The sequence below is a fragment of the Ensifer sp. VA4 genome, from assembly GCF_055710065.1.
The window spans coordinates 291,527-311,637 of sequence record NZ_JBVQPO010000010.1 but is presented as its reverse complement, the minus strand read 5'-3'; the positions used below and the strand labels follow the sequence as shown (position 1 = coordinate 311,637).

Sequence of the window (20,111 nt, the reverse complement as noted above, 5' to 3'; positions counted from 1 at the left end):
CTGGCGCGATTGCGAGATAGGGCAGCAGCTTGCGCAAATCCGCTTCGGGCCAGGCCGCGACGCGCATGGCGACGAAGGCGGCGGCGGCCAGCGCGATGGTCACGACGAACTTGAAGAGGAAGCGCACCGTCTCCGCGACGATGGCGATGTCCGGCCGCGGTCCGAGGAGGACCGAAAACACGAGCCCGGCGAGAACCAGCGCGCCGGCACAAGTGGCGAACCAGACGGCATTCATCGAGAATCCGGGCCGCCTTGTATCCGCGGCAAGAGCCTTGATCAGGTCGTTCGTATCCATGTTCAGTCTCGTCCAAATCGACGGGCGATTGCGGCAAGGCCGCGATGAAGCGCCACGCGAACCGCCGTCTCATTCATATCCAGTCTCTTCGCCGTCTCGGCCACCGAACAGCCTTCGATCGAGATCGCATTGACGACCGAACGCTGCCCCGGTGCGAGGCCCTCGAGCGCCCGGCCGATCTCCCAATCGCGGGCCTTTTCGGTTTCGGCGCTCGCAAGCGTCTCTTCAAACTCCTCGATGCCAACCGTCGGGCGGCGGGCCTGTCGTCGGACGGCATCGACGAATTTGTGCCTGGCGATCGCGTGAAGCCAGGGGATAACAGGGGCATCGTTTCGCCAGGTGTGGCGCTTGACGTGCACCGCCAGCAAAGCCTCCTGCACGATGTCTTCGGCATCAATGCCGCCGCCAACGGCCCACCGCCGCGCCCAACTGCGGATCAGGACCGCGGCGTCACGCAGGAAGTCAGCATAGGCCTTTTCGTCTCCGGCCACAGACCCGCGAAGAAGTCCTGCCAGATGCTCGTCGTCCGCGCCGCTCAACCGCGCCTTTCCTTCTCATTCGCCGAACCCGGGCGTTCGTTACACCTTCATCCCAAAAATCGCAGCGGCTGTTAGCCTGCCGTCATGATCTAGACCGCTCGCGAAGACATCACGAAAGCGTGTTGCCAAGGTTATGTAACGCCACCCGTCTCCGCGACGAAAGACCCGATGTGCGCCTGAGAAAGGACGCACGGGAACAGTTCAACACGGAGAAAGAATGATGTCCATGAAGTCCACGATCAGCAGCGCAATGCTGGCAAGCGCGGTGGCTGCCGCCCTGTCGTCGCTTGCGACCGCAGCACCGCTCACCGAGGCGCAAGTCAAGGCGGCTATGGATGCGGGCAAGGAAAAGTGCTTCGGCGTCGCGCTCAAGGGCCAGAACGATTGCGCCGCAGGACCGGGCACAACGTGCCAGGCCACTTCGACAGTCGACTATCAGGGCAACTCCTGGAAGTTCGTCGATGGCGGGACGTGCGCCACGATGCAGCTTCCGGACGGACGCAAGGGCTCGCCGGACCCGCTGACGCGCGACCTCCCGTCCTGAGCCGATCCGATGCGGGCGGGAAGAGCGAACGCCTTTCCGCCCGGACACGGCAACAGCGGTCGCGCAATGCGGCGCGACCGAACGCGGAAAACCAGCAACAGGATTGGCAATGAGCACTTTAGCAGCAACGCCCGATCGGCTCGCTTCGGCAAGCCAGCGGTTTCCCACGCATGAGATCGATGGCCTGGCAGGCACCAGCTTCAAGCACCAGCATCTGCAGGCGATCCTTGCGGATAACGCCTCCGGCGGCTTCTTCGAAGTCCACGCGGAAAACTACATGGGCGCCGGCGGTCCGCCGCATGCGGCGCTGGCCCGGATCCGCGAAGACTTTCCCGTTTCGCTGCACGGCGTCTGCATGTCGATCGGCGGGCCGCAGCCGCTCGACAAGGCGCATCTGGGGCGGTTCAGGGACCTGGTCCGACGCTACGAACCGGCGCTCGTCTCCGAGCATCTCGCCTGGTCGACTCATGAAACCACCTACTACAACGACCTCTTGCCGCTGCCCTACACCGAAGCCACGGTAACGCGCGTTGCCGCGCATATCGACGAGGTCCAGCAGGCGATCGGCCGGCCGTTGCTGCTCGAGAACCCTTCGACCTACGTCACTTTCCGGGAATCGACGATGAGCGAAACGGCGTTCATCCGCGAACTGGTGAAACGCACCGGCTGCGGATTGCTGCTCGACATCAACAACGTATTCGTTTCCGCCACCAACCAGAATTATTCCGCGCTCGACTATCTGAGCGACTTTCCGTTGGACCATGTCGGCGAAATCCATCTTGCCGGGCATGCTAAGCAGCAGGATGACGAGGGCGAGTTGTTGCTGATCGACAGCCACGACGGACCGGTCAGCGATGCCGTCTGGAAGCTCTTCGACATCGTCATCGGCCGTAGCGGCCCGATCCCGACGCTGATCGAATGGGATAGCGCCATTCCCGACTGGCCGGTGCTGAAGCGCGAGGCGGCGGCCGCGCAACTGATCCTCGACCGTCATTCCGAGGCAGCTTCGCGGGAGAAGAGCCGTGCAAGCGCCTAGCAAAAAGCCCGCTGTGCCGCTCGAAGGGAGCGAGAACTACGCTGCCGAATTCGTGCCGCCGCTTCTCGATCCGGAACGTGAAACGCCCGCGCTCGTTTCCGGCCCCGACGGCAAGGCCGCCATGAAGCGCTTCAACGTCTACCGCACCAATGTCACCGTCAGCCTGATCGAGGCGTTGGCGGCGACGTTCCCGGCAACGGCGCGCATTACCGGCGAAGCCTTCTTTCGCGCCATGGCCCGTTTTCATGTGCGGGAGACAGCCCCGACTTCGCCGCTGCTCTTCGAGTACGGCCGGGATTTTCCGGATTTCATCGCACGCTACGACCATGCACGGTCGATGCCCTGGCTGGCCGATGTGGCGCGGATCGAACGTGCCTGGCTCGATGCCTATCACGCTGCCGATGCGCCAGCTTTGACGCCCGAGACACTCGCCTCCGTCCCGCCTGACCGGCTCGGCGACGTCGTTTTCGAGGCCCATCCGGCAACCAGACTTGTCCGTTCCGATTATCCAGCCGTGACGATTTTTGCTGCCAATCGGGCGAGTGATCCGGTCGGCCGGATCCAGACCTCGGCGCCGGAAAGCGCGCTGATCACCCGCCCCGACTTGGAGGTGGCTGTCCGCCACCTGACACCGGGAGCCGACATTCTGCTCGACCGGCTGCTCTCAGGCGTTCCGCTCGCCGCAGCGGCAACGGAGGCAGCAAGCCATTGCCCCACACTCGACCTCGCCACCGTCATCGCAACGGCGCTCGACGCCGGCGCCTTCGCCGCCCTTCATCAAGGAGGATGAAAACATGATGTCCGCATCCAGTTCACCGAACGACATCAACCGGGCAGACCTGTCGCACTGGGTCCGGCGCGCCAACCAGGTGGTGAGCATGCTTGCCCCACTTTGGCTTGCCCAGCTCGTTCTGCGCTTCGGCCTCGCAGTTCCGTTTTTCCGCTCAGGCATGAGCAAGTGGGACGGCTTCCTGCAGTTGAACGACGTCGCCGTGCTGCTGTTCAGCTCGGAGTTTCAGTTGCATCTTCCCGGCGGTCCCTACCCCTATCCTGCCCCAGCCGCCATGGCGTTTGCTGCCGGCTCGGCCGAGATCATGCTGCCCATCCTGCTGGTGTTCGGTCTGGCAACCCGCCTTGCCGCGCTCGGCCTCCTGATCATGACGGCAGTCGTTCAGCTGACCGTGCCGGATGGCTGGCCGATCCACATCACCTGGGCTGCGATGGCACTTGGCCTCATGGCCTCCGGGCCCGGCAAGTTCTCGCTCGACCATATGCTCTGCGCGTGGCGCGGCGGCCCCCGCAAAGGCTGAGACCAACCGCGGTGCCTGGGGTCGGCACCTGGCGTCGGAGCAGCGGCATAGGATGCAATCAGCGGCGTGCGAACCCTTGCACGCCGCTGTTGCGCCTTCCGGATACAAAAAATCTATTATGGACAACTTAGTCTACGAATGGTTTAACGGCCACCGATCGAGAAAGGGAAGGCCGTGAACCCGGAACTCCGCCCGCATATCCTAGTCTGCGACGCGATTGCATTGCTGTTCCAGCCCTATGCCGAAGTCGTGTTGCACGACCTCGCAACCGAAACCGTCGTCCATATCTCCGGAAATTTCTCGAAGCGGGAAATCGGCGAACCCTCGCTGCTCAGCGAGATCGGCTTCAAGGAAGCGGACGGGATCATCGGTCCCTACGAGAAGGTCAACTGGGACGGCCGCCCGATCAAGGCGATCAGCGCCGTGCTGCGCGACAGGATGGGCAAAGCAATCGGCGTGCTCTGCATCAACGCCGACGTCTCGGACTTTCACGCCGCACTGCGCACGCTCAATGCGTTTGTCGGTGTGCCGGCCAGCGACAAGCCGGAGAGTCTGTTCAAGGAGGACTGGCACGAGCGCGTCAACGAATATGTCCAGCAATGGACGGCTACCCGCGGACTGACGATCTCGACCATGAGCCGGACCGACAAGCAGGCGCTGGTGATCGCGCTTTCCTCCGATGGCGCCTTCGGCGGCAAGAATGCCGCCTCCTATATCTCCCGCATCCTCGGCATGGGCCGGGCGACCGTTTACAAATATCTGAGCAAGGATAGCGCGCAATGATCGTGATCGACCGCGAAAGTCTTGCCAAACTGCCCTTGCTGACGCTCGCAGCCCCGGCGATCCGTGACGCCTACATCGCCGCGATCGACGGCCGCGCCAACCTGCCGCCGGTCGGCTACCTGCCGCTTTCCGGCCGCAACGCTGATTGCCACATCAAATACGGCTACATCGAAGGCGATCCGATCTTCGTCGTGAAGATCGCCTCCGGCTTCTACGACAACCCGGCCAAGGGGCTGCCATCGAGCACCGGCATGATGGTTGCGGTCTCCGCCGAGACTGGAGAAGTCGTCGCCGTGCTCGACGACAAGGGGTTGCTGACCGATCTTCGCACTGGCGTTGGCGGCGCGATCGCGACCATGGCGCTCTGGCGCGGCGACGCCCGGAGGATCGGCATGGTCGGCACCGGGACGCAGGCTCGCGTTCAAATCCGGGCGCTGGCCGCACTCTCGGACCGTCCGTTGCAGTACACTGTTTGGGGCCGGTCGCCGGAAGGTGCTAAGGCCGTGGTCACCGACCTGGCGGACCTTGATCTTTCCATCGCGGCGACAACCGATCTGGAAACATTGTGCCGCCAGTCCGACGCGATCGTAACGACAACACCGTCGAAAGAACCGCTGATCCGATCGGAATGGATCGCACCAGGCACGCATATCACCGCCATGGGCGCCGACGCGCCAGGCAAGCAGGAACTCGATAGCGCGCTTGTTGCCCGCGCCGATCGCCTCGTCGTCGATCTCGCTGAGCAATGCCTGGACCATGGCGAATTTTCCGCTGCCGCGCGCGCCGGGCTGATTGGCAGAGACCGCTGTATCGCGCTCGGCGCAGTCCTTTCCGGGGCGTCCGAAGGCCGGCTCTCGAACGGGGATATCACCATCGCCGACCTGACGGGGATCGCCACGCAGGACATCGCCATCGCCCACACCGTGCTCGATGAACTCGGCCTGCTCGGCCGCGTGCAAGGAACAACCCCATGACCAAAGACGTCCTTGAAACGGCCGCGCGCTCCGTCAGGGCTCGCCAGCGCATCCGCCCCTTCATCTATGAGACGCCGCTGCTCCCCTCCCGCACGATTGGGCAGCAGAGATCTTCGACAGCGCTGTTCAAGGCGGAGAACCTGCAACTAACTGGCTCCTTCAAAATCCGCGGTGCTGCCAGCAAGATGACCTCGCTGCCGCGGGACCAGCGGGTCATCACCGCCTCCTCCGGCAATCACGGCATCGGTGCTGCCCATGCGGCAAGCGTGATCGGCCAGAACCTGACCGTCGTGCTGCCCGAGATCGTCACGTCGGCAAAACTCGAACGCATCCGTTCCTATGGCGTTGACGTCATTCTCCACGGCGCCGAGACCGGGCTTGCCGAGCAGCATGCGCAAGGGCTGGCCGCATCGGAAAAGCTCGCTTACGTCTCGCCCTACAACGACCCTGACATCATTGCCGGACAGGGGACGATCGCCCTCGAATTGCTGGAACAGGCCGAGCGCATCGACAATGTCTTCGTCGCCATGGGCGGCGGCGGGCTGATCAGCGGCATAGGCTCCGTATTGAAGAGCTTCAGTCCACACACCCGTGTCATCGGCGTTTCGGCCGCCAACTCGGCGGCGCTCGCCGCTTCCATGAGCGCCGGCCGAGTCGTCAACACGGACCATCTCGACACGCTCGCCGAAGCAGTTGCCGGCGGTCTCGATGAAGACAGCCTGACGCTCGGGCTTTCGATGTCCGTGATCGACGAGGTCGTGACCTGCACGGAAGCGGAAATCGCAGCGGCGATGCGCGACCTGCTTCTCGGCGAGCACATGCTGGTGGAAGGTGCGGCCGCCCTAGCACTTGCCGGCTTCCGGCAGGTCGCCGAAAAATGTGCCGGCCAGACCAATGTCGTCCTGCTCTGCGGCGGCAATGTCGACGGCACCAGCGTGCTTCCCACATTGCTTAACCAGGCGAAGATTGCCGTCAAAGACTGACCCGTTCCACGTAGTAGCGCGGGATCTTCACCCGGTCCCGGTCGCGATAGAAATCGATGCAGAAGTCGACGAAGGCCTTGAAGCGCTTCGACACGTGCCGGCGGCGCGAATAAATGAGGTTGATGGCCGTTTGCGGTGAACGCCAGTCGGGAAGCACCGGCTCCAGCAGTCCGGCCTGCCGCTCGGTCTCGACGAAGAAGTCGGGCAGATAGGCGATGCCCTCCCCTGCGACAGCAAAATACTTGATCGTCCAGTAATCGTTGGTGGTGCAGGTCGCCGTCGGTAGCAGGTCCACCTCGTCCTCACCGGGTTGCGTCAGATACCAGGACTGTAACCGCGTCGGCTGGCGGAAGACGAGGCCGCGATGGCCGGCAAGCTCATCGGGATCTTTCGGCTGACCGTGGCGCGCGATGTAGTTCGGACTGGCGAACAGGCCGTAGGACGAGACCGAAAGCCTGCGGCTGATATAGTCGACATCCGACGGCTCGCCCCAATGGAAGATGCCGTCGAGCGCCTGCTCGGTGACCTCGGAGAACGGCTGGCGCGAGGAGAGAAAGACGACATCGAGATTGACCTGCGGATATTGCTGGCGAAAGGCGTAGAGCAGTTCCGAAGTGATCGTGGTGCCGAACTCGCCGGTCGATCCTACACGCAGCGTGCCCGCCACCTCCTGGCGCATCTCCGCCATGGCGGTTGCCGCGTCGTCACAGTTCGACTGGATGAGCCGTGCATAGCGCAGGAACTCCGCCCCCGCATCGGTCACGTGCAACTGATGTCCTTCACGAACGAAGAGTTCGATGCCGAACTCGTCCTCCAATTGCCGGATCTTGTGGCTGAGCGTCGACTTCGGCAACCGATAGCGACGCGAAGCCGCTGAAATCGAATGGGAATCGGCGACCTTTACGAAGCAGTCGATGAGCGAAAGATCCATATTTCGTCCAAAATCTTGGATGATATGTTCAGAAACTAGCCTGTTTCGGCCCATTGTGTAAACAGCATGGAATTGGGAATATTCACTGGAGCTAAGGGAGAAGAGGTTCCAGTGAGCGATATCAGAGAATTCATTCGCGCCGCGTCGGGCACCGGCGGCAAAGCAACGCTCGCGATCCGGGGCGGTCGCCTGGTCAATGTCGTCTCGGAAGAGATCTATCAGGCCGATGTTGCCATCTATGGTGAGCGCATCATCGCCGTCGGCGATATCTCCGACTATGTCGGTCCCGATACCAAGATCGTCGACGCAGCGGGCAAGTACCTGGCGCCGGGCATGATCGACGGGCATCTGCATGTCGAATGCTCGAAGATGTCGCTGACGAGCTTCGCCAAGGCCGTCGTTCCGCTCGGCACGACCTCGATCGTCACCGGTCTCGACCAGATTATCGTCGTCGGCGGCCCCGATGCTGCGCGCGAGTTCCTCGACGAAGCGAAGCAGACGCCGCTGAAAGTCTTCTGGGGCGCGCCCTGCAAGACGCCCTACACCATGCCGCGCTCGACCGTCGGCCACTATTTCAGCCCCGCCGACCACCAGGCCACGCACCACTGGCCGGAATGCGTCGGCATCTGGGAAACCGTGCGCGAATTCATCCAGGAGGAGGACGCCGACGTGCTCGCGGCGCTCGAACTCGCCAAGAGGAGCCGTCTGCCGGTGCTCGGCTGCTGCCCGATGACGCGCGGCGCACGGCTCAACGGCTACCAGCAGTCCGGCGTGCGTGCCGATCACGAGAGCTACACGCCGGGGGAAATGCTCGAAAAGCTGCGCGCTGGCATGCATGTCGTGGTGCGCGAATCCTCGATCTCGCACTTCCTCGCCGACAACCTGCGTATCGTCACCGAGATGGGCGCCAAGGCACTGCGCCGCATCAGCTTCTGTACCGACGACGTGGTGGCGAGCGACATCCTGAAGCGCGGCCATCTCGACAACATGGTGCGTATGGCGATCGCGATGGGCATCTCGCCGATGGCGGCGATCCAGATGGCGACGATCAACGGCGCCGATGCGCTGCGGATCGACGACAAGGTCGGCTCGATTTCGCCCGGTCGCGCCGCCGACATCCTGCTCGTCAACGACCTTCGTAACTTCAACATCGAAACGGTGGTCGCCAAAGGCGAGGTGGTCGCACGCAACGGCAAGATGACGATCGAGTTGACGCCGCCGGAACGCAGCGCAGCACTTCTCAATTCGGTGAAGGTCGCGCCGCTTCAGCCCGGCGATCTCAAGGTTGCCTATGATGGCGCCGGCGAGACGGCGCAAGCGATGGCAATTGGCGTCACTCCGGAGAAGATCTTCGTGCGCACCCGCCGCGACGTGACGCTTTCGGTCAGGCAAGGCCAGGTGTTCGCTGATCCCGCGAGGGACGTGCAATACGTCACCGTCGTCGAACGCTACGGCAAGACCCGGAACCGCCCGGTCGCCTTTGCCTCCGGCTTCGGCCTCAAGGAAGGCGCGATCGCCAGTTCCACCGCGCCCGATGACAACAACATCATCTGCATCGGCGCCAATCTCGAAGACATGCGCATCGCCATCAACCACCTGATCGCAAACAATGGCGGCCAGGTCGTGGTCAAGAACGGCAAGGTCGAAGCCTTCCTGCATCTGCCGATCGGCGGCATCGTCTCCGACATCGAGCCGGCCGAAATGGCGGCACTGGAAGATCAGCTCGACGATGCGGCCCGCGCGCTCGGCTGCCCGCTGCCCTGGCCCTTCATGTACATGTTCGTCCTGCAGATCACGGCGATCCCGGAATATGCGATCACCGATCTCGGTGTCGTCGACTGCGTCGGGCTGAAGGTGATCTCGCCGTTTGCGCCTACGGGCGGGGATGAGCGTGCCGTCGTCGCCGAATGATGCCTAGGAGGGGGCCGGCCACGCCGGCCCCCTTCGTCATCTAAAAAAGGGGAACAAGATGAACTACCAGAACAAGACCGTGGAGGCGGCACCAGGCCCGGAGACATCCTGGCTCGGCGCTCTTCTCGACCGCTACTTCCAGATTTCGCGGCGCGGCTCGACCGTCCGCACCGAAATCCTCGCAGGCCTCACCACCTTTCTCGCCGCCTCCTACGTCATCGTCGTCAATCCGTCGATCCTGGCGCATGCGGGCATTCCGTTTTCGGCCGGCGTGACGGCGACGGTGCTCGTCAGCTTCATCGGCAGCTGCGCCATGGGGCTCTATGCGCGCAGCCCCATCCTCGTGGCACCCGGCATGGGCATCAATGCGCTCTTTGCCTACACCATGGTCGTCGGCGCCAAGGTTCCGCTCGAAATCGCACTTGGCTGCGTCTTCTGGGCCGGCGTGCTCTTCACCATCATGGCGTTCTTCAACCTCCGCCAGACGATCATCGAGGCGATCCCGGTTGATCTGCGCTATGGCATCGCCTGCGGCATCGGCCTCTTCATCGCACTGATCGGCCTGGAAAACGCCAAGTTCATCGTCGCCAATCCCGATACGATCGTTGGCCTCACGCAATTCAACCCAGTGACGCTTACCTTCATCGTCGGCTTCGTGCTGACGGTGGCTCTGGTGCTTCGGCGCGTCCCCGGCGCCATGATGGCCGGCATGATCCTCACCACGATCCTCTCGATCCCGATCGGCCGCTGGTGGGGCGACGGCAGCGCGTTCTCGCCCGAAACCCCTGACGTACACACGCTCGTCAACTGGAGCGGCTTCTCCGCCGCGCCGGATTTCAGCTTCGTCGGCCAGATCGATCTGTTGGGCGCTTTGAACCTGATCTACCTGCCCTTCATCTTCGTCTTCCTGTTCACCAACTTCATCGAGGCGCTTTCCACCTTCCTAGGCCTGGCGGAAGCTGCCGACCTCAAGGATGAAACCGGCATGCCGCGCAACATCCGCGAATCCATGCATGTCGACGCGATCGCGGCGCTGATCTCCGCACCGCTCGGAACGAGCCCCGCGACGGTCTATCTCGAATCCGGTGCGGGCATCGCGCAAGGGGGACGAACCGGCCTCGTCGCACTGATCGCGGGTCTTCTCTTCGTGCCCTTCCTGTTCCTGTCGCCACTGCTTTCGCTGGTGCCCGCGGTCGCGACCGCGCCGGTGCTGATCCTCACCGGCCTCTTCATGTCCGAACCGATCAGCAACATCCGCTGGAGCGTGCTTGATGAAGCGATCCCGGCCTTCCTTGCGATCGTATTGATCCCGCTCACCTTCTCGATCACGCTCGGCCTGTCGCTTGCGATCATCGCCTACGTGCTGATCAAGCTGGTCTGCGGCCGCGCCGGCGATGTAAGACCGGTCATGTGGTTCGTCGCCCTGCTTGCCGCAGCGCTCGTCGCCCAGACCCAGTAGACCGCCAGCAAATCCTTCGGCGCCCTCCGTTCCAAAGAAGGGCGCCGACATCGCCCATTCGAAGGAAACCGTCATGCTTCAATCCTGGTCGAAAACGGCACCCGAACTGGTCGACGTCGCCATGGGCCGCAAGCCGGCCGATCTCGTGATCCGCAACGGCAAGTGGGTCAACGTCTATTCCGGCGAGATCATTCCCGGCACCGATATCGCCGTCAAGGCCGGCCGTTTTGCCTATGTCGGCCCGGACGCCGGCCACACGATCGGCGCTGAAACCAAGGTCGTCGACGCGGCCGGCCGCTACCTCGTGCCTGGCCTTTGCGACGCCCACATGCATGTCGAAAGCGGGCTCGTCACCGTCACCGAATTTGCCCGCGCGGTAATCCCGCACGGCACGACCACCATGTTCATCGATCCGCACGAGATCGCCAACGTGCTCGGGCTCGATGGCGTCCGGTTGATGAACGAGGAAGCCCAGAGCCTGCCGATCAACGTGCTCGTCCAGATGCCGAGCTGCGTGCCGAGTGCGCCGGGCTTGGAGACCGCCGGCGCCGAGCTTTCCGCCCAAGATGTCGCCGAGGCACTCGCCTGGCCGAACATCATCGGGCTCGGCGAGATGATGAATTTCCCCGGCGTCGCGGCCAACGATCCGAAGATGATGGCCGAGATCGCCGCCACCCAGGATGCACGCCTCACCGTCGGCGGGCATTATGCCTCGCCGCATCTCGGCCGCGCGTTCCATGCCTATGCCGCCGGCGGACCGGCCGACGACCACGAAGGCACGACCGTGGAGGACGCCATCGCCCGCGTTCGCCAGGGCATGCGCGCCATGCTGCGGCTCGGTTCGGCCTGGTACGACGTTGCGGCGCAGATCAAGGCCGTTACCGAATCCGGTCTCGATCCGCGCAATTTCCTGCTGTGCACCGACGACAGCCATTCCGGCACGCTCGTCCATGACGGACACATGAACCGGGTCGTGCGCCACGCGATCGCTCAAGGGCTGAAGCCGGTGACCGCCATCCAGATGGCGACGCTCAACACCGCCCAGCATTTTGGCCTCGAGCGCGAGCTCGGATCGATTGCGCCGGGCCGGCGAGCCGACCTGATCGTCACCTCGGATCTCGCGGCGCTACCGATCGAGATGGTGTTTGCCCGCGGCGAACTCGTGGCCGAAAGCGGCACGCTCGCGCGCGATATCCCGGCTTACGTCTATCCGGAACGTGCGCGCAACACCGTCCACCTCGGTCGGATGCTCGCCGCCGCGGATTTCGACATTGCGTCCAACGCACGCGCGTCGCGCGCCCGCGTTCAGGTGATCGGCGTCGTCGAAAACCAGGCGCCGACGCGTGCGCTCGAGGCCGAGGTCACGATCGAGAACGGCCTGGTGCAGATGGACCGCGCCAACGACATTTGCCAGATCGCGCTGGTCGAACGCCACCGCGGCACCGGCGACGTCGTCAACGCCTTCGTTTCCGGCTTCGGCTATGACAGCGATTGCGCGATCGCCAGCACGGTCGCACACGACAGCCACCACATGATCGTCGTCGGCACGAACAAGGTGGACATGGCCAAGGCGGCCAACCGGCTGCACGAGGTCGGCGGCGGCATCGTCGTGATCAAGGAAGGTCGCGAGCTGGCGCTCGTCGAGTTGCCTGTCGCGGGTCTCATGTCCGATCAGCGGGCAGAGATCGTCGCCGAGAAGGCGGCCGCCATCGTCGAGGCGATGCGCGCCTGCGGCTGCCGCCTGAACAACGCCTACATGCAGCACTCGCTGCTGGCGCTCGTCGTCATTCCGGAGCTCAGGATATCCGACAAGGGCCTGATCGACGTCCGGACCTTCCAGAAGACCGACGTGATCCTGAGCACGCGTTGAACCCTCTTCGGAATCGGCCGCCGATACAGGCGGCCGACCTTTGGCCGCCAAACTGTGCTTTCGACCCCGTCGCGGGTGCCGAGCAGTCATCCGATCCACCAGTTTCTTCGTTTATGGTTAACCTGCGCCTGAAGGAGACCATTCCATCCGCTCGCCCGTCCAAATCAGCGGTTCGTCGATCCCGGGCAGGAAGCCCTTGCGCCGCAAAGCTTGATTCACACGGCTGTCCTGCAATGGGATTGCTGCATGAACCAAACTTCGGCGCTCTCTCTAAGTGGCACCAAATTGCATGCAATGATGGTAAATGATAAAAGAAGGAGCTTACATACAACCGTGCAGGGCAATGGCGCCGTGCCAGGCCCACGACGTTCCGAAACGAGGTTTCCACAGGCAAGGTCCAGCGTGCGGCAAGGGCATTGACCCGGATACGTCGCGCGATAGCTTTGGGGAAGGACGATCCACGCCGTGTGCAGTGTCCGCGGGAGGCGCAATCGTTTGCTACCCCGGATGAGTTCGGGACAGAAAAGGGAAAGGCAAGTATGCCGGACACTGATGCAACTTTGTCTGCTTCAGCTTCAGTGCAAGACACCGTAGCGGCCAACGCCGATGAAATCCTTTCGTTCTATGATGAGGCTTTCCATCTGACGAGCGCTTCGTCAGCGCTCCAGGAGACCTACGAGGTCGGCGCGCTGGTCGATGCGACCCTGTGGCACCTCTATCCGGAGCTGCTTGCGCCCGCCTCCAAGGCGACGGTCGAGTCTGTGATCGCGAACGGCGTGCCCAGAAGCGTCGAAGTCATCGACGCCACCACCAAGTCACGGCGCACGCTCCTGGTCTTCCGCGCCGTGCGCGGCATCGGCGTGCTCGAAACGAGCGGCCGCGCGACGCGCCGAGAGGTCGGCAGCCACGGCGAAAGCGAACGGGCGCTGCTGCTGCATCAGGCGACCCACGATGTGCTGACGGGCCTGCCCAATCGCCGGCAATTCAGCGACGATCTGCAAAGCATCCTGCCGACGCCGGGCGAGAAGCTGGCGCTGATGCAGATCGACCTCGACGACTTCAAGCCGGTCAACGATACGCTCGGCCACGGCGCCGGCGACGCCGTGCTCAAGATGGCGGCGGAGCGGATTCGCGGAGCGCTTCGCGATGGCGAGGTTGCCTATCGCCTGGCCGGCGACGAGTTTGCCGTCATCCAGCGCCACAGCGACCAGCCGACCGACGCCGAATATCTCGCCGAAGCCTTGATCCAGGCGTTCAACGAGCCGTTTACGATCGACGGCATCACAGTCTTCGTCGGCGCCAGCATCGGCATCGCCATCGCGCCGAACGATGGCAACGAGATCGAGCAGTTGATGAAGGCGGCCGACATCGCGCTCTACGCGGCGAAGAAGGACGGCAGGGGCCGGGCCAAGACCTTCAGCCGCTCGATGCTGATCGTGCTGGAACAGCGAGAGATGCTGCGTCGCAGCCTGCGCACGGCTCTGCAGGACAATCAGTTTTCCATCGAATATCAACCGCTCGTCGAACCGCCGTTTTCGATCGTCGGCTTCGAAGCATTGGTGCGCTGGCACCATCCGCTGGTAGGTGTCATTCCCCCCAACGTCTTCATTCCCATGGCGGAAGCCGACGGGCTGATGAGCGAGATCGGCCAATGGGTGCTCGAAGAGGCCTGCCGGCAGGCCGCCACATGGCCGTCGCACTTCACCGTCGCCGTCAATCTCTCTCCGGCTGAATTCCTGCGGGAGGGGCTGACCGACCGGATCGCCCAAGCGCTCGACATGTCCGGCCTCAGGGCTGACCGGCTTGAGTTGGAGGTCACGGAAACGGTCCTGCTCGAGCGCACGACCAACAATCTGGACACGCTGAACACCCTGAACGTACTGGGCATCCAGATTTCGCTCGACGATTTCGGCACCTTCTACTCCTCGCTCAGCTACCTCAAGAACTTCCCCTTCGACACGATCAAGATCGACCGCTACTTCATCAAGGACCTCGAGAGCGACGAGAAGAGCCAGACGATCGTTCGATCGATCATCGGGCTTGCGCATGGCCTCGGCATGCGGGTCACCGCCGAAGGCGTGGAAACGGTCGGTCAGGCGGTCTGGCTGCGAAAAGAGGGATGCGACCGGCTGCAGGGCTATTTCCTGGGCATGCCCATGCCGGCAGACGCGATCGGCGCCTACCTTCGCCGCTCGTCGGCCATGGCTACGCTCTAGTCGCATCCATGCGTTGCGCAATGAGAGGCGCGACGCCAAGCCTGGGTTGTTTACGTGCAAAATCCGGGGGTTGCGTGGTTACAAATCATTATGGAAAGTGCCATATGGCCGTAGCAGAGTTCGGGGTGGGGAGGACATTGCTGCATGGGTGCAAGTGTCAATGAGACCACGGAGACGGCTTTCGAGCCCTTGCTTCAGTTCGATATGGAGATGGAGATATTCCTCTCGGATTGGCAGCATTGCGATCATGTTTCGAGCTACCTCGCCCGTATGATCAGCCACAACAGAACCGATCCCGTGCGGCATTCGAACTTCTTCTCCTCCGCTCTGAACGAGCTTCTGGAGGTCTCGTTTCGCGGCGGCACCACCGACGGAAAGATCGGCCTGTCGATCTACCGCCAGGGAGGCACGGAACGGGTTCAACTCAGTTTCCCATGCCCGCCAGGTCAGGCGCGTTTCTACCGCGAGGCCGTATCCAAAACCCGCGAGAGCGATGCTCAGGCCCGCTATCTCGACGCCATTTCCAACGACCTCGCCCCGAGCCGAGAATCGGTGCTTCTGGATCTCGCCGTCAACTATGACGCCCGCCTTCGGTTGGACGAACGCGAGGCACCGGCCATCACCCTGATCGTCGACCTGCCTCTTGAAGGAATGGTGAGTTGATCACCGCGGGCCTTACTCAGCGCTTCAAAGTCGCATTCGACCCGAACAGCCAGATCTTCTCGCTCGCCGGAACGATCCGTCCGCGATCGATCGATGAGATCGCCGAGAGCATTCATGCGCTGCGCGAAGCAATCGATGCGGTGCGAGGCGTTCTCTATATCGACGTGAAGCGCCTCATCCAGATGAACAACACGGCCTTCCAGGCCTTCATCCGGGTCGCGCTCGATGCCTGCCGCGAGCGGTCGGACCTGCGTCTGATCATCATCACCTCGAGCGTCGTCGGCTGGACGACAAGGATGTTCAGGCACTTGAGCACGATTGAGCCGCAGATCTCCGTCGAGGTCTACGATTCGATGTTCTACCCCGGCCAAAGCTTCGTCGAGGATACGAGCTTCATTCCCATCCTCCGCGCGCAGACGAAAATGACCTGGCGCCACGAGCGCACCATCCTGCCGCGCCACGGCATGCGGCCCGGCATCGCCATGGCCGACATCTGCTGCGGCATCGGCGATTTCGCCGTGCTCGCGCAGAAGGAGTTTCAGCCGGCCCGAATCGTGGCCCTCGATCATTCCCGCGCGAGCCTTGCCTACGCGCGCACGGTGACCGCCGATTTCGGCGTCACCGGCATCGAATACACGTTCGGCGACGCTTCCGAGATGCTGCTCGAGGACAACCAGTTCGACTTCGTGACCTGCCGGCATTCGCTGCAGATCTTCAATCAGCCGGAGCTGCTTCTCAAGGAGCTCTATCGGATCGTGAAGCCGGGCGGCCGCGTCTACATTACCAACGAGAAGAACTCGCACTGCCTCGGCGAGCCACGGGCGCAAAGCATCCAATGGACCTATAATGAGCTCGCGAGGCTGTTGAGCCACTTCGAGATGGATGTGGAGCTCGGCCCGAAGAGCCGGCGCTATCTCGCCGACGCGGGCTTCGACGACATCCTGGTCGAATCCTTCATGGTCACCAATCTCGACGGCGACCCGCAGGATTTCGCCGACGTCATCGCCGGATGGGAGAAGATGTTTGCGGCTATGGCGACGAGACACGGCGAAACACCCGAATTCATCGACCGTTTTCGCCAAGGCTTCCGCGATCACATCTTCGCGGCGCTGCATCCGAAGGGCTATGCAGGCTGGCCGATCTGGGCAGCGTCCGGACGCAAACCGCTATGAGCGAGAACAATGTCCAACGTCCCCGGTTCGGTTTGAGATCCTTTCGCGCAAAGTTCGTGCTGGTCGTCGGCAGCGCCGTGCTCTTCGACCTCCTGGTCACAGGCGGCCTGGCGCTCTGGAACGTTCAAAGATTGTCGCGCGACGCGACGACGGAGGTCGGGCAGGGCCTGGAAAAGGCAAACAAAGATTACATGCTCACCTACGCGGAATCGACGGCCGCGCGGGTTGATCTTCTGCTCGGCCAGGTTCACGCCGACGTCGCCACGCTCGCGGGCGTGCTCCAGGCGCAGATCGACCGCCCCATGCGCAGGTCCGACGTCGGAGAGGCGCTTGCGCGGCACGCACCGGAATCCGTTACCGTGGCTTACGATCCCAAAGGTGGGTGGGCGCAGAACCTTCCGGGACCGCTCTCGAGCGTCAGCGTTTGGAGCTATCTCCTTGGCCCCGACCGCCGGCCGCTACCCGAGGTGCAGACCGATATCGAGAACAGCGCCGTTCTCGATCTGGTTGCTCCCGCCCTGCTTGCGCACGGGCGTTCCAAACTGCAGATGTACTACGTCGGACCAAAGGAGCGGCCGATCTTGCGGATGGCGCCCTATGCCGATCAGGCGCAGACGTTCGACCGCCTCTACCCCGGTCACAACGAGGCCAACTTCTGGAACTTCTTCTTCCCCGGCCTCTACGAGTCCTGGGAGGGATGGGCGAAGGATCCCGGCCTCAGGCCCGTTGCAGTCGATACCACGCAAACGGCACCTTATACGGATGCTGCCTCGGGAAAACTGATCGTCAGCTTCTTCCAGCCGCTCTGGACGCGCGACCGCAAGGGTGTCGCCGGGGCGGCCGGAACCGATATCACGCTCGATCAGCTGGCCGAGGTTGTCGAAAGCGTCAAAGTCGGCGACAGCGGGTTCGGTTTCCTCGCCATGTCCGACGGCAACGTGGTTGCCATCAACGGCGTAGGAGAAAAGGTCATCGGCCTGCAACGATCGAGCGAGACCGGCAGCCAGGGTGTCACGGGCCTTAATCGCTCGCTGCACCAAAGTGTGCAGCCGGCGATCGCGCAACTGCCGCTCGGCGCCGACGGCGCGATACAGCGCGTACTGCTCGACGAGGCCGGCGAGAAGGTGCCCTATCTCATCCTCTTGAAGCAACTCGAGCCGGCGAATTTCTGGGTATCCGGCCCCGTTCGCCGCGAGACCATGTCGCTCGGCATCGTCGTGCCCGAACGCGAGATCTACGCCTCGTTGTTTGCGGCGCAGGCCGGTATTTCCGAAGCAACGAACCGTATCCTCGTCTATCAGATTCTCGCTCTGCTTGCCTCGCTGCTGTTCGTCACGCTTGCAGTGTTCGGCATTTCCAAGCGGGTCACTCGCGGCATCAGCGCCCTTGCCGGAGCGGCAACACGGATCGAGGCCAAGGACTATTCGGTTCGCGTTCCGATTACGACGCGCGACGAGGTCGGCGAAGCCGGTATCGCCTTCAACCGGATGGCTGAAGAGATCAGCTACCACACCGAGAACCTCGAAAACCTGGTGACCGAGCGCACAAAGCAGCTCGAGGACGCCAACCATCAGATTTCGACGCTGAATACGCAATTGCGCAGCGAGAACCTGCGCCTCGGCGCCGAACTCGCGGTCGCCCGGCAGATCCAGATGATGGTGCTGCCCAGGGCCCGTGAGCTCGCGGAAATCGCCGAACTCGAGATCGCCGCCTATATGCGACCGGCCGACGAGGTTGGAGGCGACTACTACGACGTGCTTCGCGACGGGGAGCGGCTGAAGATCGGTATCGGCGACGTGACCGGCCACGGGCTTGAAAGCGGCGTGCTGATGCTGATGGTGCAGTCCGTCGCCCGGGCCTTGCAGGAAGCCGGCGACATGAACCCGCAAGAGTTCCTCAACCGCCTGAACCGCGCAATCTACAAGAACATCGTGCGGACCAATACCGACAAGCATCTGTCGCTCGCCTTCCTCGACTACGATGACGGCCGCCTGACCCTGTCGGGGCAGCACGAGGAACTAATCGTGGTGCGCAAGGGTGCCGAAGTCGAGCGGATTGACACGCTCGACCTTGGTCTGCCCATCGGCCTCGAATCCGACATCTCGCGCTTCGTCGCGACCCGCGAAATTTCCTTCGGGCACGGCGACATGGTCGTGCTGCACACGGATGGCGTGACCGAGGCGGTGAACGCCAAGGGCGAAATGTTCGGCATTGAGCGGCTGTGCGCGAGCGCAGGCAAATTTTACGGGCAGAGCGCCGAAGAGGTCAAATCGGGTATCATCGAGGACCTGATGGCGCATATCGGCAAGCAGAAGATATATGACGACATCACGCTCGTCGTCATGAGACACAGGTGATCAGATGACCACGCTCTACGGACTGGCGGACCTGACGATCGGCGCCCACCAGAGAATGACGCGGCTGCGTCTTTATGACGGTCCGCTCGATCTGAGCTGGAAGCATTGCGCCATGGCTTCGGATTTCGTGGCCGAGCTCGCGGCGCTGCGCTACCGCGCCTCGCGCAATGTCTACCGCGAAGTTCGGCACAACATCGGCTATCTGACCAACGAACTGGTCGAGAATGCGGTGAAGTTCCGTGCATCGGGCGCCGTTGTCGTGGAAGCGGGTCTCGAAGCGAACAGCTTCCGCACGAAAGTCTCCAACATCATCGACAACGAGACGGCTGTCCGCTTCCAGTATCTGCTTTCGGAGATCGCCGAAAGCGACCCGGGAGACCTGCTCATCGAGCGTATCGAGGCCAACGCAACGGGGCTGGGTAAAAGCGGCTCGGGGCTTGGTCTTTTGACGCTGATGAGCGATTATGGCGTTCGTTTCGCTTGGGTTTTTGGCGCCCAGGGAGACGGTGGCGAAACCTCGCTGGAGACCTATGCCTCCATCGCGGTCCCAGACCTCTCGAACTGATGAGCCGGAGAACATGGAAAACAAGGACGAAGAAGAGTATCGCGTTTGGTCCGAAGGCAACGATATTCATTTCGAAGGCACCATGCGGCTGCCCGGAACGGAAGCCTATGCCCCGATCTTCTCAACTGTCATGGGCGTGCTCGAAGCCGAGCCTGAGCACATCACGATCGATCTCACCGAATTGCAGTTTCTGAACTCGTCCGGGATCAACTTGCTCGCCAAGCTGACGATCGAGGCGCGCAACCGGCCAAACGTGCAATTGACGGTGCGCGGAACCGCAGAGATTCCGTGGCAATCGAAGTCCCTGCCGAACCTCAAGAAACTGCACCCCGGCCTCGACCTCAGGCTCAATTGAGGCCGGCCGTTCGGCGGCTTCGCGGCCCGCTCAAAGCGATGACGTCAGGCCAGCGCTCCCTTGCCGGCGGCGCTGGTTGATGCCGGCAAGACAGATTTCAAGGGAAGAACCCGATGCAGCTCGGCCCTCGGCTGCGCTCTATGCTGAT

General features: G+C 62.8%; 19 protein-coding genes. 16 read left to right on the top strand and 3 right to left on the bottom strand.

Annotation, left to right across the window (positions count from 1 at the left end):
- The coding region (locus AC0C6X_RS19560; protein ID WP_472954707.1) for an NrsF family protein at positions 1–295 on the bottom strand (295 nt) is incomplete at its 3' end.
- A 2-nt stretch (positions 296–297) separates the two neighbouring features.
- Complete coding sequence (locus AC0C6X_RS19555; protein WP_173518837.1) at positions 298–834, bottom strand: sigma-70 family RNA polymerase sigma factor; 537 nt, start codon at positions 832–834, stop codon at positions 298–300.
- Positions 835–1,054: 220 nt separating this feature from the next.
- Between AC0C6X_RS19555 and AC0C6X_RS19550 the strand changes: the two genes are divergently transcribed.
- From AC0C6X_RS19550 to AC0C6X_RS19520, 7 genes are all read left to right on the top strand, one after another.
- Positions 1,055–1,378: a BufA1 family periplasmic bufferin-type metallophore gene (locus tag AC0C6X_RS19550; protein ID WP_173518838.1), complete on the top strand. Its 324-nt coding sequence runs from the start codon at positions 1,055–1,057 to the stop codon at positions 1,376–1,378.
- A gap of 109 nt (positions 1,379–1,487) precedes the next feature.
- Positions 1,488–2,414, top strand: coding sequence for an MNIO family bufferin maturase (bufB, locus tag AC0C6X_RS19545; protein WP_173518839.1), 927 nt, complete (start codon positions 1,488–1,490; stop codon positions 2,412–2,414).
- Positions 2,401–3,204, top strand: coding sequence for an HvfC/BufC family peptide modification chaperone (locus tag AC0C6X_RS19540; protein WP_472954704.1), 804 nt, complete (start codon positions 2,401–2,403; stop codon positions 3,202–3,204). Before bufB ends, AC0C6X_RS19540 begins: the two co-directional genes overlap by 14 nt.
- Positions 3,205–3,208: 4 nt before the next feature.
- Positions 3,209–3,724: a DoxX family protein gene (locus AC0C6X_RS19535; RefSeq protein WP_173518840.1), complete on the top strand. Its 516-nt coding sequence runs from the start codon at positions 3,209–3,211 to the stop codon at positions 3,722–3,724.
- Between the two features lie 174 nt (positions 3,725–3,898).
- Positions 3,899–4,507, top strand: a complete 609-nt coding sequence (locus AC0C6X_RS19530) for a helix-turn-helix transcriptional regulator (RefSeq protein WP_173518841.1) — start codon at positions 3,899–3,901, stop codon at positions 4,505–4,507.
- Positions 4,504–5,481 (top strand): ornithine cyclodeaminase family protein, encoded by a 978-nt coding sequence (locus AC0C6X_RS19525; RefSeq protein WP_173518842.1) that lies wholly within the window; start codon positions 4,504–4,506, stop codon positions 5,479–5,481. The genes AC0C6X_RS19530 and AC0C6X_RS19525 overlap by 4 nt, the downstream gene beginning before the upstream one ends.
- Entirely contained in the window at positions 5,478–6,464 is a 987-nt protein-coding gene (locus tag AC0C6X_RS19520; RefSeq protein WP_173518843.1) for a pyridoxal-phosphate dependent enzyme, read from the top strand. Before AC0C6X_RS19525 ends, AC0C6X_RS19520 begins: the two co-directional genes overlap by 4 nt.
- On the opposite strand, the gene AC0C6X_RS19515 is transcribed toward AC0C6X_RS19520, so the two are convergent.
- Positions 6,454–7,395 carry a LysR family transcriptional regulator gene (locus tag AC0C6X_RS19515; RefSeq protein WP_472954700.1) on the bottom strand — a complete coding sequence of 314 codons (942 nt, stop codon included), beginning with the start codon at positions 7,393–7,395 and terminating at the stop codon, positions 6,454–6,456. The genes AC0C6X_RS19520 and AC0C6X_RS19515 overlap by 11 nt on opposite strands.
- A gap of 111 nt (positions 7,396–7,506) precedes the next feature.
- Between AC0C6X_RS19515 and AC0C6X_RS19510 the strand changes: the two genes are divergently transcribed.
- The 9 genes from AC0C6X_RS19510 to AC0C6X_RS19470 all read left to right on the top strand — a co-directional run bounded on the left by AC0C6X_RS19510 (position 7,507) and on the right by AC0C6X_RS19470 (position 19,963).
- A complete protein-coding gene (locus AC0C6X_RS19510; RefSeq protein ID WP_173518845.1) occupies positions 7,507–9,306 on the top strand; it encodes an adenine deaminase in 1,800 nt (599 codons plus the stop codon).
- Positions 9,307–9,364: 58 nt separating this feature from the next.
- Positions 9,365–10,765 carry an NCS2 family permease gene (locus AC0C6X_RS19505; protein WP_173518846.1) on the top strand — a complete coding sequence of 467 codons (1,401 nt, stop codon included), beginning with the start codon at positions 9,365–9,367 and terminating at the stop codon, positions 10,763–10,765.
- 73 nt (positions 10,766–10,838) lie between these two features.
- Positions 10,839–12,635: an adenine deaminase gene (gene ade / locus AC0C6X_RS19500; RefSeq protein WP_472954697.1), complete on the top strand. Its 1,797-nt coding sequence runs from the start codon at positions 10,839–10,841 to the stop codon at positions 12,633–12,635.
- 539 nt (positions 12,636–13,174) lie between these two features.
- Entirely contained in the window at positions 13,175–14,851 is a 1,677-nt protein-coding gene (locus AC0C6X_RS19495) for a putative bifunctional diguanylate cyclase/phosphodiesterase (protein WP_173518848.1), read from the top strand.
- 144 nt (positions 14,852–14,995) lie between these two features.
- On the top strand, positions 14,996–15,514 hold the full coding sequence (locus tag AC0C6X_RS19490) for a ubiquinone biosynthesis methyltransferase UbiE (protein WP_173518849.1): 519 nt from the start codon (positions 14,996–14,998) through the stop codon (positions 15,512–15,514).
- A complete protein-coding gene (locus tag AC0C6X_RS19485) occupies positions 15,511–16,686 on the top strand; it encodes a methyltransferase domain-containing protein (RefSeq protein ID WP_472954694.1) in 1,176 nt (391 codons plus the stop codon). Before AC0C6X_RS19490 ends, AC0C6X_RS19485 begins: the two co-directional genes overlap by 4 nt.
- Positions 16,683–19,043 carry a SpoIIE family protein phosphatase gene (locus AC0C6X_RS19480; protein ID WP_173518851.1) on the top strand — a complete coding sequence of 787 codons (2,361 nt, stop codon included), beginning with the start codon at positions 16,683–16,685 and terminating at the stop codon, positions 19,041–19,043. Before AC0C6X_RS19485 ends, AC0C6X_RS19480 begins: the two co-directional genes overlap by 4 nt.
- Before the next feature lie 4 nt (positions 19,044–19,047).
- A complete protein-coding gene (locus AC0C6X_RS19475; RefSeq protein WP_173518852.1) occupies positions 19,048–19,608 on the top strand; it encodes a slr1658 superfamily regulator in 561 nt (186 codons plus the stop codon).
- 13 nt (positions 19,609–19,621) lie between these two features.
- Positions 19,622–19,963: a slr1659 superfamily regulator gene (locus AC0C6X_RS19470; protein ID WP_173518853.1), complete on the top strand. Its 342-nt coding sequence runs from the start codon at positions 19,622–19,624 to the stop codon at positions 19,961–19,963.
- Positions 19,964–20,111: the final 148 nt, after the last annotated feature.

Bases quoted from the DNA above. Each gene is read 5' to 3' on its own strand.
- AC0C6X_RS19550 (WP_173518838.1), top strand. From the start codon at position 1,055: ATGTCCATGAAGTCCACGATCAGCAGCGCAATGCTGGCAAGCGCGGTG.
- bufB (WP_173518839.1), top strand. From the start codon at position 1,488: ATGAGCACTTTAGCAGCAACGCCCGATCGGCTCGCTTCGGCAAGCCAG.
- AC0C6X_RS19535 (WP_173518840.1), top strand. From the start codon at position 3,209: ATGATGTCCGCATCCAGTTCACCGAACGACATCAACCGGGCAGACCTG.
- AC0C6X_RS19525 (WP_173518842.1), top strand. From the start codon at position 4,504: ATGATCGTGATCGACCGCGAAAGTCTTGCCAAACTGCCCTTGCTGACG.
- AC0C6X_RS19520 (WP_173518843.1), top strand. From the start codon at position 5,478: ATGACCAAAGACGTCCTTGAAACGGCCGCGCGCTCCGTCAGGGCTCGC.
- AC0C6X_RS19515 (WP_472954700.1), bottom strand. From the start codon at position 7,395: ATGGATCTTTCGCTCATCGACTGCTTCGTAAAGGTCGCCGATTCCCAT.
- AC0C6X_RS19505 (WP_173518846.1), top strand. From the start codon at position 9,365: ATGAACTACCAGAACAAGACCGTGGAGGCGGCACCAGGCCCGGAGACA.
- ade (WP_472954697.1), top strand. From the start codon at position 10,839: ATGCTTCAATCCTGGTCGAAAACGGCACCCGAACTGGTCGACGTCGCC.
- AC0C6X_RS19495 (WP_173518848.1), top strand. From the start codon at position 13,175: ATGCCGGACACTGATGCAACTTTGTCTGCTTCAGCTTCAGTGCAAGAC.
- AC0C6X_RS19490 (WP_173518849.1), top strand. From the start codon at position 14,996: ATGGGTGCAAGTGTCAATGAGACCACGGAGACGGCTTTCGAGCCCTTG.
- AC0C6X_RS19480 (WP_173518851.1), top strand. From the start codon at position 16,683: ATGAGCGAGAACAATGTCCAACGTCCCCGGTTCGGTTTGAGATCCTTT.
- AC0C6X_RS19475 (WP_173518852.1), top strand. From the start codon at position 19,048: ATGACCACGCTCTACGGACTGGCGGACCTGACGATCGGCGCCCACCAG.
- AC0C6X_RS19470 (WP_173518853.1), top strand. From the start codon at position 19,622: ATGGAAAACAAGGACGAAGAAGAGTATCGCGTTTGGTCCGAAGGCAAC.